The sequence below is a fragment of the Enterobacter sp. PL_is514 genome (genome assembly GCF_055816715.1).
In genome coordinates, this window is the sequence record NZ_JBVPGN010000028.1 from 179,500 (window position 1) to 193,312 (window position 13,813).

Below are 13,813 nucleotides of genomic sequence, written 5' to 3' on the forward strand. Positions count from 1 at the left end.
TTGCAGATTAAAAAAAACCGGGGATATACCCCGGTTTTTTTATTTGTGACGCTTACGAAGATTCTCTATCACCGCCGTCAAATCCAGCTCCTGATCCTGCAGCAGCACCAGCAGGTGATACATCAAATCAGACGCTTCATTCGTCAGTTCCTCGCGGTCATGCACCGTCGCGGCCAGCGCGGTCTCAACGCCTTCTTCTCCTACCTTCTGTGCGATACGCTTGGTTCCGCTGGCGTACAGCTTCGCGGTGTAGGAACTTTCGGGATCCGCTGTTTTACGCTCTGCCAGCAGCTGTTCCAGTTGATACAGGAACAACCACTGGTGGCTCGTCTCACCGAAGCAGCTGCTGGTGCCCTTGTGGCAGGTCGGTCCGATCGGATTGACCAGCACCAGCAGGGTGTCGTTATCGCAGTCAGGCGTTATGCTGACCACATTCAGGAAATGACCCGAGGTTTCCCCTTTGGTCCACAGACGCTGTTTCGTGCGCGAGAAAAACGTCACTTTGCCGCTGTCGATCGTTTTTTCCAGCGCGTCCTGGTTCATATACCCCAGCATCAGCACTTCGCCTGAGACGGCATGCTGGACAACTACCGGCAGTAATCCGTCCGTTTTTTTCCAGTCCAGCTGCGCCTGTTGTTGCTCTGTTAACATACCCTGATCTCCACGCCCTGGTCGGCCAAGTACGTTTTTAACTCACCAATATTAATAATCTGTTTGTGGAAAACGGACGCGGCCAGCGCACCGTCCACGTTGGCATCGCGGAAGGCTTCGAGGAAGTGTTCCATGGTGCCCGCGCCGCCGGAGGCGATCAGCGGAACGTGGCAGACCGCACGGACTTTTTTGAGCTGCTCCAGATCGTAACCGTTACGCACGCCGTCCTGGTTCATCATGTTGAGGACAATCTCGCCCGCGCCACGCTTCTGCACTTCCTGCACCCAGTCGAGCGTTTCCCACTGGGTCACGCGGGTGCGGCTTTCATCTCCGGTGTATTGATTGACGTGGTACTTGCCCGTTGCGGCGTCATACCAGGTGTCGATCCCAACCACAATACACTGCACGCCAAAACGATCGGCCAGGCGGGTGATCAGCTCCGGGTCGGCCAGGGCAGGGGAATTGATGGAAATCTTGTCGGCACCAAACGAGAGAATTTTGGCGGCGTCGTCTGCGGATTTAATCCCGCCCGCCACGCAGAACGGAATATCGATCACTTCCGCCACGCGCGCCACCCAGCTTTTGTCGACTACGCGGCCATCGCTGGACGCGGTAATATCATAGAACACCAGCTCGTCTGCGCCTTCATCAGCATAGCGTTTTGCCAGCGGAACGATGTCGCCAATGATCTCGTGGTTGCGGAACTGCACGCCTTTCACGACCTGACCGTCACGTACGTCCAGGCAAGGGGTTATCCGTTTTGCCAGCATTGAATCGCCTCCGTCACCGTAAATTTACCTTCCAGCAGGGCCCGGCCAACAATCACGCCCTGTACGCCCGTTCCGCGCAGCGCGGCAATATCGTTTAAATCACCAATTCCGCCCGAAGACTGGAACGCCACCTGCGGATAACGCGCGCAGACCTCTTCATACAGCGAGACGTTGGAGCCCGCCAGCGTACCGTCGCGAGAGATGTCCGTGCACAGCACGTGCTTCAGGCCGACGGGGAGATACATCTCGACCAGCGCTTCCAGCGTCACGCCGGAGTTTTCCTGCCAGCCGCTGACCGCCACCTGCTTATTACCCTGTTCATCAATACGAACATCCAGCGCCAGCACCAGCGCGTCGGCGCCAAAGCGGCGGAACCAGCCTTTTACGGTCTCTGGCTCTTTCACGGCGGTTGAACCGACCACCACGCGCGCTACGCCCGCGTCCAGCAGCGCCGCAACGTCATCTTCCGTACGCACGCCGCCGCCAACCTGTACCGGCACATCAACACCGGCGACCAGATTTTTCAGCAGGGGGATCTGGCGCTTCGCCGGATCTTTCGCGCCCGTCAAATCCACCAGATGCAGCACCTGCGCACCCTGGGCGGCATAATCCTGCAGACGCGGCAGCGGGTCGTTTCCGTAGTCTCGCTGCTGGCCGTAATCGCCCTGGTGGAGACGGACAACCGTGCCGTCAATTAAATCTAAAGCGGGAATAATCATCACATCTCCAGGAAGTTTTTCAGCAGCTGCGCGCCTGCGGCGCCAGAGCGCTCCGGGTGAAACTGCACGCCGAAGAAATTGTCTTTCTGTACGGCCGCCGTAAACGCTTCGCCGTAAGTGCACTGGGCGATCGTATTCACGTTCACCGGCATGGCGTAGCTGTGTACGAAGTAAAAATACGCGCCGTCTTCAATGCCGCGAAAAAGCCTGTCGCCCGCTTTGGCGTACACGCGGTTCCAGCCCATATGCGGCAGAGGCAGACCGTGGTCGGTCATCTTCGGCACGTCTTCGTCGATAATGCCCAGCAGGTCAACGCCGTTGCTCTCTTCGCTGCGGCGGCCCAGGATCTGCATACCCAGGCAAATGCCCAGCACCGGTTGGGTACAGGCTTTGATCAGATCGACCAGCTCGCGCTCGCGAATCTGATCCATCGCGGCCTGCGCAGTGCCTACGCCCGGCAGAAATAATTTGTCGGCACGCAGCACCACGTCCGGGTCACGACTGACCACCGGCTCGTAGCCGTGGCGGGTGATGGCCGATTTTACGGAGTTCAGGTTGGCGCATCCGGTATCCAGAATCACCACGTTCATTACAGCACTCCTTTTGATGAGGGCAGGGCGTCACCTTCCACGCGGATTGCCTGGCGCAGCGTTCGGCCGAAGGCCTTGAAGAGACTCTCTACGCGGTGGTGGTCGTTCTTGCCTTTGGTCTTCAGGTGTAGCGTCAGGCCCATGGTGTAGGACAATGAACGGAAGAAGTGCTCCACCATTTCGGTGCTCAGATCGCCCACGCGCTGGTAATTGAAGTCTGCTTTATATTCCAGGTGCGGACGACCTGAAATATCCATTGCACAGCGCGCCAGACACTCGTCCATCGGCAGGACAAAGCCAAAACGGTTGATGCCGCGTTTATCACCAAGCGCCAGCTTGAGAGCTTCGCCCAGCGCCAGGCCGGTATCTTCCACGGTGTGGTGATCGTCAATATAAAGGTCGCCTTTTACCGTGATCTCCATGCGGAAACCGCCGTGGGTGGCAATCTGGTCCAGCATGTGGTCGAAGAAACCGACGCCGGTGTGGATCTTGCTGCCGCCTTCGCGGTCCAGCCAGACCTTCACATCAATCTGTGTCTCTTTGGTGTTACGTTCAACGTGCGAGTAGCGGTCACGTTTTGTCAGCTGTTCGCCAATCATCGCCCAGTTAAGGTTGTTGCGGTCGTAGCGAAGCCCCGCGATGCCCATGTTTTCCGCGAGCGTAATATCGGTGATACGATCGCCGATGACATAGCTGTTGGCCTTATCCAGCACATCCGCCGCCAGATAGCGCTCGACCAGCTTCACCTTTGGCTTACGGCAGTCGCAATCGTCGGCCGGCATGTGAGGGCAAATCAGTACCTCATCAAAAACCACACCCTGAGAGGTCAGAACCTGCATCATCAGATTATGCGGGCCGTCAAAGTCTGCCTGCGGGAAGCTGTCGGTGCCAAGACCGTCCTGGTTGGTGATCATCACCAGCTTGTATCCGGCTTTTTGCAGCTTAAGCAGCACCGGGATTACGTCAGGTTCGAACGCCAGCTTGTCGAATCGGTCGACCTGAAAATCAGCTGGTGGCTCCGAAATAAGGGTGCCGTCACGATCGATGAAAAGGATCTTCTGGGTCATACTTTCTCCGCTTTCAGGGCGTCAATCACGCGCTGGCTCTCTGCACGGGTGCCGACGGTAATGCGCAGGCATCCGCTCAGAGAAGGTTGTTTATTCTGGTCTCGTAAGATAATGCCCTGATCCCATAAAGATTTAAATACGGCGCTGGAAGCGGTAAAGCGCACCAGGATGTAGTTGGTTTCCGAGTCGAACACCTTCTCCACGCACGGGATATCTTTCAGGGCCGTCACCAGGTACTGACGCTCTTCCAGAATTTGCGCCACGCGTTCACGCATGGCGTTGATGCCCTGCGGCGCCAGCGCCTGTGCGGCAATGTCGGCAACCGGCGTGGAGAGGGGGTACGGAGCGATCACCTTCAGCAGCAGGTCGATGACCTCTTTATTGGCCAGCGTAAAGCCGCAGCGCAGGCCCGCGAGGGCGAAAGCCTTCGACAGCGTACGCAGCACCACCAGGTGCGGATACTCTTCAAGCCAGCCTGCCAGCGTCGCCTGCGGGCAGAACTCGATGTAGGCTTCGTCGGCCACCACCAGCGCTTTGCCTCGCGTCATCTCCAGCAGGGTTCGGATATCCTGCGGGTTGATAATCTGTCCGGTGGGGTTGTTTGGGCTACAGATAAACACGACCTTTACGCCGTCAAGATTGTCGGCAATGCCCTGCAGATCCAGTTGCCAGTTCTCCAGTGAGAGCACGTTGCGGCACGCCACCCCGAAGGTTTCCGCGCTGACGCTGTACATGCCGTAGGTCGGCTGGCAGTACATCACCGCATCTTTGCCCGGCTCGCAGAAGGCGCGGATCAGCAGTTCAATGCCTTCATCCGCGCCGCGGCTGACCAGCACCTGCTCCGGCTTCACGCCCGCGTACTGCGCGTAGTTTTCAATCACCGCTTTTGGCTGACACTCCGGATAGCGGTTCAGCGTTTGCTGCGACAGCTCAAACTGCACCGCTGTTGGATATTCGTTGGCGTTCAGCCAGACATCCCCTTTACCGCCCAGACGACGCGCAGACTGATAGGGCGTCAGGCGACGGACATTTTCGCGGGCTAATTCTTCAATGTTCATGCTTGCTCCTTCAGGGCTGCAACGCGCAGCGTAACGGCATTTTTGTGGGCGGTCAGGCGCTCGGCGGCGGCCAGGGTTTCAATAGTAGACGCCAGTGACGCAAACCCTTCGCGGGAGAGCTCCTGCACGGTCATGCGTTTCTGGAAATCCGCCAGGCCCAGGCTGGAACAGGTTGAGGTATAGCCATACGTTGGCAGCACGTGGTTGGTGCCGGAGGCGTAATCGCCCGCAGACTCCGGTGACCAGTCGCCGAGGAACACCGAGCCCGCGCTGGTAATGCTGTCGACCAGATCGCGCGCGTTGCGGGTCTGAATAATCAGGTGCTCCGGGCCGTACTGGTTAGAAATGGCAATGCACTGGTCCAGGTCGCGCGCCACAATCAGGCGGCTGGCCGCTAACGCCTGGCGTGCCGTGTCGGCGCGGGGCAGATCGGCAAGCTGACGCTCCACGGCTTCGCCTACGCGTTTTGCCATATCGGCATCTGGCGTCAGCAGGATGACCTGCGAGTCCGGGCCGTGTTCCGCCTGGGAAAGCAGGTCAGACGCCACGAAGTCCGGCGTGGCGCCGCTGTCGGCAATCACCAGCACCTCAGACGGGCCGGCAGGCATATCGATGGCCGCACCGTCCAGACGCTGGCTGACCTGGCGCTTAGCTTCGGTCACATACGCATTGCCAGGGCCAAAGATTTTGTCGACCTTGGGAATGGATTCTGTGCCGAACGCCAGGGCGGAAATCGCCTGCGCGCCGCCAACTTTATATACCGCCTGCACGCCGCACAGCTTCGCCGCGTACAGGATCTCGTCGGCAATCGGTGGCGGTGAGCAAAGCACCACTTTCTGACACCCGGCAATGCGTGCGGGAGTCGCCAGCATCAGTACGGTGGAGAAAAGCGGGGCAGAGCCGCCAGGAATATAGAGGCCGACGGACGCAACCGGGCGGGTGACCTGCTGGCAACGCACGCCGGGCAGGGTTTCGACATCTACGGTCTGCAGCTTTTGCGCGGTGTGGAAGGTATCAATATTTTTCACCGCAACGGCCATCGCCTGCTTGATGTCATCGCCCAGACGATTGCTGGCATCAATGATTTCCTGCTCGGTTACCCGTAATGCGCCGACTTCCGTCTTATCAAACTTTGCGCTGTATTCCCGCAGTGCGTCATCGCCGCGGGCTTTGACGTTATCCAGGATCTCCGCCACGGTGCGTGAGATGCTCTCTGAGGCGGAAATCGCCGGACGCATCAGCAGCTCGCGCTGCTGTGCGTCGCTAAAGGTATTCCAGTCGATGATTGTGTTAAAGCTCATGGCCATTACTCCATCATCTTCTCAATCGGCAGCACCAGGATGGAGCTTGCGCCCAGCGCCTTCAGTTTTTCCATGGTTTCCCAGAACAGTGTTTCGCTGCTCACCATGTGCATCGCCACGCGCTGCTGATCGCCCGCCAGCGGCAGGATGGTTGGGCGCTCGGCGCCCGGCAGCAGGGCAATGACTTCATCCAGACGCTCGGTTGGGGCGTGCATCATGATGTATTTGGATTCACGCGCCTGAATTACGCCCTGAATACGGGTCAGCAGTTTGTCGATCAGCTGCTGCTTAGCGTCGGCCATCTCGCCGTCACGCTGAATCAGGCACGCTTTGGAGCGGTAGATCACTTCCACTTCGCGCAGACCGTTCGCTTCCAGCGTCGCGCCGGTAGAGACGAGGTCACAGATGGCGTCCGCCAGACCCGCACGCGGGGCCACTTCAACAGAGCCGTTCAGCAGACAGGATTTAAACTGCACGCCTTTCTGATCCAGATAACGCTTTAACAGGTGAGGGTAGGAGGTGGCGATACGTTTGCCGTTCAGCGCGGCCGGGCCGTCCCAGGCTTCATCAACCGGCGTCGCCAGCGACAGGCGGCAGCCGCCGAAGTCCAGACGACGCAGGGTGAAGTAACGCGGGTCTTCGCCCTGCGCGCGGCGGGTCAGCAGCTCTTCTTCCAGCACGTTTTCCCCGATGATGCCGAGGTCAACGACGCCATCCATGACCAGGCCGGGAATATCGTCATCACGCACGCGCAGAATGTCGATGGGCATGTTTTCAGCCAGAGCAATCAGGCGCTGGGTGTGCAGGTTAATTTTAATCCCGCAGCGGGCCAGCAGTTCGCGTGAATCGTCACTTAAACGGCCTGATTTTTGAATAGCTATGCGTAAACGTGAGTTATCTAACATTCTTTATTCCTCGTTAACCTGTTTTAACCTGTCTGAATTCGGTCCAAAAAAAAGCCCCCGGAAGAAGATCTTCCGGGGGCTTTCTCATGCGTTCATGCACCACTGGAAGATCCAAACGTCTTCCAGCACACATCGCCTGAAAGACTAGTCAGGATGATGGTGATGATGGTGGTGTTTAAATTGAACGCGTGTCATATAAATTCTCGATGAATGCTTATTCATTTGATGTCTTTTAACGTAAACCAGTTGTACGACATATTGCAAGGGCTTTTTTTGATCATTAATTCATTTCATATTGATGCTATGAATTGTGTGTTCTGCCGGGCTGGCGTAGCCTTATAAAAGACGAGTGAGAGTCAGGAGAATTCGCATGAAAAAGGTCGCGATTGTCGGTTTAGGATGGCTGGGAATGCCGCTGGCGATGTCATTAGCCGCGAAAGGCTGGCAGGTGACCGGGAGCAAAACCACGGCGGATGGGGTAGAGGCAGCGCGCATGTGCGGTATTGATGGCGTTGAACTGCGTCTTGAACCGGAACTGGTGTGTGACGCTGACGACCTGGACACGCTGATGAACGTCGATGCGCTGGTGATCACTCTCCCCGCACGGCGCAGTGGCCCGGGCGAGTCGTTTTATCTGCAGGCGATGCAGGAGATTGTCGACAGCGCGCTGGCGCACCATGTTCCCCGCATCATTTTTACCAGCTCGACCTCGGTCTATGGTGAGGTTGAGGGCGTGGTGAAAGAAAGTTCCGAGCGCCGTCCCGTTACGGCCAGCGGTCAGGTTCTGAAAGAGCTGGAAGATTGGCTGCATAATCTTCCCGGCACGCAGGTTGATATCGTACGTCTGGCGGGGCTGGTGGGCCCTGGCCGTCATCCGGGACGCTTTTTCGCCGGGAAGTCTGCGCCAGATGGCCAGCATGTTGTCAATCTTGTGCATCTTGACGATGTTGTTGCCGCGATTGAGCTACTCTTACAGGCTCCGAAAGGTGGACACATCTATAATATATGTGCACCGTCTCATCCGGCGCGCAGCACGTTTTACCCGCTGATGGCACGTCAGCTGGGCCTGGCGCCGCCGGTCTTTGGTGAGGCAAAGGATGACAGTAAAGGCAAAATTGTTGATGGCAATCGCATTTGTCATGAGCTGGGGTTTGAGTATCAGTATCCCGATCCGCTGGTGATGCCCATGGAATAAGTCCCGCAGCGGAGACGATCGCACACCAGAAGGGGGCGAGCATGAAACCGCTGCTGGATGTTCTTATTATTCTGGATGCACTGGAAAAAGAGGGGAGCTTTGCCGCTGCGTCGGCAAAGCTCTACAAAACCCCATCTGCGTTGAGCTATACCGTTCAAAAACTGGAAAGCGATCTCAATATCCAGATCCTCGATCGCTCTGGGCACCGCGCGCGGTTTACCCGTACCGGGCAAATGCTGCTGGAAAAGGGACGCGAAGTCCTCCATACCGTTCGTGAACTCGAAAAACAGGCCGTAAAACTCCACCAGGGCTGGGAAAACGAGCTGGTGATTGGCGTGGATGATACCTTTCCCTTTTCTCTCCTGACGCCGCTGATTGAAGCCTTTTATCAACACCACAGCGTGACCCGACTCATTTTTATAAACGGCGTGCTGGGAGGCTCCTGGGATGCCTTAACCCAGGGCAGGGCGGATATTTTTGTCGGTGCACTCCACGAGCCTCCCCAGTTGAGCGAGTTTGGTTTTGCGCGTCTGGGCGTGCTGGAGCAGGTGTTCGCCGTGGCGCCCCATCATCCGCTGGCTCAGGAGCCTGAGCCGCTTAACCGCCGCGTGATTAAAGGCTACCGCGCGATTGTGGTGGGGGACAGCTCTCGTCCGGAATGTGCGGTTTCCTCGCAGCTGCTTGACGAGCAGGAGGCTATCACCGTTTTCGACTTTAAAACCAAGCTGGAGCTGCAAATCAGCGGCCTGGGTTGCGGCTATTTACCCCGCTATCTGGCACAGCGGTACATTGACAGCGGTGCGCTTGTTGAAAAACAGGTACTTGCTCAAAACAGCCATGAATCGGTATGGGTGGGCTGGAATGAACAGACCTCCGGGCTGGCCAGCGCCTGGTGGCGGGACGAAATTTTAGCAAATAGTGCTATCGCCGCTGTATATGCTCAGGGCAGTGTCGAGAAATCAGCCAGTTAGGAAAAAGAAAATTACCCGCTGCGTTGCAAAGTATTGCCTTTTGTATCCGATGTGGGGCAAAATGCCGCCGCTGCAACCAAATGAATAATCGACGATATAAAAGGCGTCGGTTATTTTTTTTTGCATGTACGAAACGAAACTAAAAACCAAGAGGCCGGGCTTCGTACCGGATAGATATTTACTAAAATCCGACAGTTGTTGTCGCTGAGGAAGAAAGAAATGGGGCAATTTTTCGCTTACGTGGCGGTTATCACCGTAAAGGAGATTAACTATGTCGCATAACGCAACTCCAAACACCTCTCGCGTGGAATTACGTAAAACGCTTACGTTGATTCCGGTTGTTATGATGGGCCTGGCCTATATGCAACCAATGACGCTGTTCGATACATTCGGTATCGTATCGGGCCTCACCGACGGTCATGTGCCGACGGCTTACGGCTTCGCGCTGATTGCGATCCTCTTTACTGCGCTGAGCTACGGTAAGCTGGTGCGTCGCTATCCGTCTGCCGGATCCGCCTACACCTATGCCCAGAAATCCATCAGCCCGACGGTTGGCTTTATGGTGGGCTGGTCTTCGCTGCTCGACTACCTGTTCGCGCCGATGATCAACATTCTGCTGGCAAAAATCTATTTTGAAGCGCTGGTGCCGTCGATTCCCTCCTGGATGTTCGTCGTGGCGCTGGTGGCCTTTATGACGGCCTTTAACCTGCGCAGCATCAAGTCCGTTGCCAACTTTAACTCCGTTATCGTTGTGCTTCAGGTTGTCCTGATTGCCGTTATTCTTGGCATGGTGATCTATGGCGTGTTCCACGGTGAAGGCGCTGGCACGCTGGCGAGCAGCAAACCGTTCTGGTCTGGTGATGCGCATGTGATCCCGATGATTACCGGGGCAACCATTCTGTGCTTCTCCTTTACCGGTTTTGACGGGATCAGCAACCTGTCTGAAGAAACGAAAGATGCAGAGCGCGTGATCCCGCGCGCCATCTTCCTGACGGCGCTGATTGGCGGTCTGATCTTTATTTTCTCGACCTATTTCCTGCAGCTGTACTTCCCGGATATCTCTCGCTTCAAGGATCCGGATGCGTCTCAGCCGGAAATCATGCTCTATGTGGCGGGTAAAGCGTTCCAGGTCGGCGCGCTGATCTTCTCCACCATCACCGTACTGGCGTCCGGTATGGCCGCTCATGCAGGCGTTGCGCGTCTGATGTACGTAATGGGCCGCGATGGCGTATTCCCGAAAAGCTTCTTCGGCTACGTGCATCCAACATGGCGTACCCCGGCGATGAACATTATCCTGGTCGGTGCGATCGCGCTTCTGGCGATTAACTTTGACCTGGTGATGGCAACGGCGCTGATTAACTTCGGTGCGCTTGTGGCGTTTACCTTTGTAAACCTGTCGGTTATCTCTCAGTTCTGGATCCGTGAAAAGCGTAACAAGACGCTGAAAGATCACTTCCAGTATCTGTTCCTGCCGATGTGTGGTGCCCTGACCGTAGGTGCGCTGTGGGTTAACCTGGAAGAGAGCTCGATGGTGCTTGGCCTGATTTGGGCGGGTATCGGCCTGGTTTACCTGGCCTGCGTCACGAAGAGCTTCCGTAACCCGGTTCCTCAGTACGAAGACGTCGCGTAAGACTGTGTCGGGTGGCGGCTACGCCTTACCCGACCTACATACCCCGTAGGCCCGCGTAAGCGAAGCGCCACCGGGCAAAAAAAAGCCGGAGACATCGCCTCCGGCTTTTTTATACCCATCGATCAAACTATCTCTTGCGCGTACTGGAACAGGGATTTCAGCAGCGCCTGTTTCTCAGCATTCCCTTCATACTGGCCATAAAGCATTTCCAGCTCCTGGGCGTAGCTGTGCAGATACTCTGGCGTAAAGACGTTGCGACGGTGCTGCAGCCAGCGTTCCTGCTCTGCTTCATCCAGGGTTCCCGGGTAGTTACGCGCGCGATAATTAAACATCAGCTTTTCAATGCGTTTATCGGCGAAGGTGATATCCAGCGCCGGTAAGTTACGCGGCTCGGTTTGCAGAACGATATTCATTGCAGCGCGATCGGCATCGCTGAAGAAACCATTATAGAGCTGGGCATCCACGTTTTCTGACGGTACGAACGGCTCGGCTTCGGCAAAAATGGCGACCACCTTCTCGCGCACCTGCGGGTTTTCGCGCAGCACTTTCAGGTTATCGAGGCAGTGCTGCCGGTTAATGCCCAGCCTGTCTGCATCTTCAGGGCGCAGCGTATTGGCCTGCGCCAGGACCGGACATTTATTGATATGCACCAGTTTGACCGGCACCGCAGGCAGATCGCCGAGTTCATTCTTCGGCGTGTACAGCCGTTCGCGCAGGGTATCGCTGTCGAGCTCCAGCAGCGGCGATATATCGCCGGCCAAATCCACCATAATCACCGCATTGCGGTTGTCCGGATGCCAGGCCAGCGGGGCGACCCAGCTGGTATTACCGCGCCAGGCGCCAAACATGCCGGAAATATGCACCAGCGGCTTCATCTGCGGCACATCAATCAGCGTGGTCAACTTCTGTTTACTGCGGTGGCTCAGCAGATACTCGAACAGTCGTGGCTGCGCGCTTTTCACCAGCTTCGCCATGGCAATGGTGGCATAGACGTCGGCCATCGCGTCGTGAGCATTGCTGTGCTCAATACCGTTGGCGCGGGTCAGGTGTTCCAGCCGGAAGCTGGTCAGCCCTTCCTCATTTTCCGGCCAGTTAATGCCTTCGGGACGCAGGGCGTAGCAGGCGCGCATGATGTCGAGTAAATCCCAGCGCGAATTGCGGTTCTGCCAGCTCCAGGCGTAGGGATCGTAGAAGTTACGATAGAAGATATTGCGCGTCACTTCGTCATCGAAGCGGATGTTGTTGTAACCGACCACGCAGGTATTGGGGACGGTAAACAGGTCGTGGATGCGTCGGGCGAATTCTGCCTCGTTAACGCCTTTTTCCCGCGCTTCCTGAGGAGTGATCCCGGTGACCATCACCGCGCCGGGCTGCGGCAGATAGTCATCCGCAGGCTTGCAGTAAAAGACCTCTGGCTCGCCAATGATGTTGAATTCGTCGTCGGTACGGATGGCGGCAAACTGCGCCGGTCGGTCCAGCGCCGGGTGAGTGCCAAAGGTTTCATAGTCATGAAATAAAAAAGTCGGGCGAGCGGCAGAGTCAGACACCAGTAATACCATCCTGTTAAAAAATGACGTCACTATGGTAAACGATCGTGCGGTCGAGACCGAATAAAAAGCACCTCCACGTTGCAGATTTGCGCGCCAGCTTCAGAGAAAAATCTGCGTTCTGTCACATTTTTTTGCAATTAAGCCAGGTAACGACATCAGAACTCCCGTAAAAAGGTCATCGATTTTTAATGACCTGAGGATATACCGTTGAAACGCCGTCTGTTTATTGCTGTTTCTTTACTCGCTTCGAGTGTCTCATCTGCTTTTGCGGCCGAACCACTGGATTTTTCGCCGCAGCCTCCGGCCATTCAGGCTGGCTCCTGGGTGCTGATGGATTACACGACTGGTCAGATCTTAACGGCGGGCAACGAACATCAACAACGCAATCCGGCGAGCCTGACCAAGCTGATGACGGGGTATGTGGTGGATCGGGCCATTGATAGCCACCGCATTACCCCGGACGACATCGTCACCGTAGGGCGCGATGCCTGGGCAAAAGGGAACCCGGTGTTTGACGGTTCATCGCTGATGTTCCTGAAAGAAGGCGATCGCGTCTCCGTGCGCGACTTAAGCCGCGGCCTGATTGTCGACTCCGGCAACGACGCATGCGTGGCGCTGGCCGATCACGTGGCGGGCGGTCAGCCGCAGTTTGTGAAGATGATGAACGACTACGTGCAGAAGCTGAACCTGCGCGATACGCATTTTGAAACCGTCCACGGGCTGGATGCGCCGGGCCAGCACAGCTCGGCCTATGACCTGGCCGTACTCTCCCGCGCCATCATCCACGGTGAGCCCGAGTTTTATCATATGTACAGCGAAAAGAGCCTGACCTGGAACGGGATCACCCAGCAAAACCGTAACGGCCTGCTGTGGGATAAAACCATGAACGTGGACGGGCTGAAAACAGGGCATACCTCGGGGGCGGGTTTTAACCTGATTGCGTCCGCCGTTGACGGCCAGCGCCGGTTAATCGCGGTAGTGATGGGGGCGGACAGTCCGAAAGGGCGCGAAGACCAGGCCCGGAAACTGCTGCACTGGGGGCAGCAGAATTTCGATACAGTGCAGATCCTGCATAGCGGTAAAAAAGTGGGGACAGAGCGGATCTGGTACGGCGATAAGGAGCAGGTGAAACTGGGTACCGACCAGGACTTCTGGCTGGCCCTGCCGAAAGCGGAAGTGCCTAACATCAAAGCCAAATACGTACTGGATAAAAAAGAGCTGGAAGCGCCGATCGCCGCGCACCAGCGGGTCGGGGAGATCCAGCTCTACGACCGCGACAAAGTGGTGGCGCACTGGCCGCTGGTGACGCTGGAAGCCGTTGATAAAGGCGGCCTGTTCTCTCGGCTGAGCGATTATCTGCACCACACGCTCTAACGGCAGATGAGCAGACTGGCAGGGTTGCGAGT

The 13,813-nt window shown here is 56.7% G+C and carries 15 protein-coding genes and 1 other annotated feature; of the genes, 5 read left to right on the forward strand and 10 right to left on the reverse strand.

The window, feature by feature from the left end:
• Positions 1-39: 39 nt before the first annotated feature.
• The 9 genes from hisIE to hisL all read right to left on the reverse strand — a co-directional run bounded on the left by hisIE (position 40) and on the right by hisL (position 7,256).
• Positions 40-651: a bifunctional phosphoribosyl-AMP cyclohydrolase/phosphoribosyl-ATP diphosphatase HisIE gene (hisIE, locus tag AC0TNG_RS07055; RefSeq protein WP_061714813.1), complete on the reverse strand. Its 612-nt coding sequence runs from the start codon at positions 649-651 to the stop codon at positions 40-42.
• The gene (gene hisF, locus AC0TNG_RS07060; protein WP_473713359.1) at positions 645-1,421 is read right to left on the reverse strand and encodes an imidazole glycerol phosphate synthase subunit HisF; all 777 of its coding nucleotides are present in this window, start codon (positions 1,419-1,421) and stop codon (positions 645-647) included. The genes hisIE and hisF overlap by 7 nt, the downstream gene beginning before the upstream one ends.
• Positions 1,403-2,140, reverse strand: coding sequence for a 1-(5-phosphoribosyl)-5-[(5-phosphoribosylamino)methylideneamino]imidazole-4-carboxamide isomerase (gene hisA, locus AC0TNG_RS07065; protein ID WP_148769857.1), 738 nt, complete (start codon positions 2,138-2,140; stop codon positions 1,403-1,405). Before hisA ends, hisF begins: the two co-directional genes overlap by 19 nt.
• Positions 2,140-2,730, reverse strand: coding sequence for an imidazole glycerol phosphate synthase subunit HisH (gene hisH / locus AC0TNG_RS07070; RefSeq protein ID WP_021241433.1), 591 nt, complete (start codon positions 2,728-2,730; stop codon positions 2,140-2,142). The genes hisA and hisH overlap by 1 nt, the downstream gene beginning before the upstream one ends.
• Positions 2,730-3,797 carry a bifunctional histidinol-phosphatase/imidazoleglycerol-phosphate dehydratase HisB gene (gene hisB / locus AC0TNG_RS07075; protein WP_157189424.1) on the reverse strand — a complete coding sequence of 356 codons (1,068 nt, stop codon included), beginning with the start codon at positions 3,795-3,797 and terminating at the stop codon, positions 2,730-2,732. The genes hisH and hisB overlap by 1 nt, the downstream gene beginning before the upstream one ends.
• Positions 3,794-4,855, reverse strand: a complete 1,062-nt coding sequence (hisC, locus tag AC0TNG_RS07080) for a histidinol-phosphate transaminase (protein ID WP_473713360.1) — start codon at positions 4,853-4,855, stop codon at positions 3,794-3,796. The genes hisB and hisC overlap by 4 nt, the downstream gene beginning before the upstream one ends.
• Positions 4,852-6,156, reverse strand: a complete 1,305-nt coding sequence (hisD, locus tag AC0TNG_RS07085; protein ID WP_473713361.1) for a histidinol dehydrogenase — start codon at positions 6,154-6,156, stop codon at positions 4,852-4,854. Before hisD ends, hisC begins: the two co-directional genes overlap by 4 nt.
• A gap of 5 nt (positions 6,157-6,161) precedes the next feature.
• Positions 6,162-7,061, reverse strand: coding sequence for an ATP phosphoribosyltransferase (gene hisG, locus AC0TNG_RS07090; RefSeq protein WP_000886595.1), 900 nt, complete (start codon positions 7,059-7,061; stop codon positions 6,162-6,164).
• Between the two features lie 45 nt (positions 7,062-7,106).
• Positions 7,107-7,230: a sequence feature (His leader region), on the reverse strand.
• Positions 7,206-7,256, reverse strand: coding sequence for a his operon leader peptide (gene hisL / locus AC0TNG_RS07095; RefSeq protein WP_001364200.1), 51 nt, complete (start codon positions 7,254-7,256; stop codon positions 7,206-7,208). Its footprint overlaps the feature before it by 25 nt.
• Before the next feature lie 175 nt (positions 7,257-7,431).
• On the opposite strand from hisL, the gene AC0TNG_RS07100 reads away from it, so the two are divergent.
• The 4 genes from AC0TNG_RS07100 (at position 7,432) to plaP (ending at position 10,857) form a co-directional block, all read left to right on the forward strand.
• Complete coding sequence (locus tag AC0TNG_RS07100; protein WP_024908072.1) at positions 7,432-8,256, forward strand: SDR family oxidoreductase; 825 nt, start codon at positions 7,432-7,434, stop codon at positions 8,254-8,256.
• A gap of 41 nt (positions 8,257-8,297) precedes the next feature.
• A complete protein-coding gene (locus tag AC0TNG_RS07105) occupies positions 8,298-9,227 on the forward strand; it encodes a LysR substrate-binding domain-containing protein (protein ID WP_024908071.1) in 930 nt (309 codons plus the stop codon).
• 219 nt (positions 9,228-9,446) lie between these two features.
• Positions 9,447-9,509 (forward strand): membrane protein YoeI, encoded by a 63-nt coding sequence (gene yoeI, locus AC0TNG_RS07110; protein WP_100245854.1) that lies wholly within the window; start codon positions 9,447-9,449, stop codon positions 9,507-9,509.
• Positions 9,499-10,857 (forward strand): putrescine/proton symporter PlaP, encoded by a 1,359-nt coding sequence (gene plaP, locus AC0TNG_RS07115; RefSeq protein ID WP_008499462.1) that lies wholly within the window; start codon positions 9,499-9,501, stop codon positions 10,855-10,857. The genes yoeI and plaP overlap by 11 nt, the downstream gene beginning before the upstream one ends.
• 122 nt (positions 10,858-10,979) lie before the next feature.
• On the opposite strand, the gene sbcB is transcribed toward plaP, so the two are convergent.
• Complete coding sequence (gene sbcB, locus AC0TNG_RS07120; RefSeq protein ID WP_425340243.1) at positions 10,980-12,416, reverse strand: exodeoxyribonuclease I; 1,437 nt, start codon at positions 12,414-12,416, stop codon at positions 10,980-10,982.
• Positions 12,417-12,614: 198 nt separating this feature from the next.
• Between sbcB and dacD the strand changes: the two genes are divergently transcribed.
• Positions 12,615-13,781, forward strand: coding sequence for a serine-type D-Ala-D-Ala carboxypeptidase DacD (gene dacD, locus AC0TNG_RS07125; RefSeq protein WP_032646438.1), 1,167 nt, complete (start codon positions 12,615-12,617; stop codon positions 13,779-13,781).
• Positions 13,782-13,813: the final 32 nt, after the last annotated feature.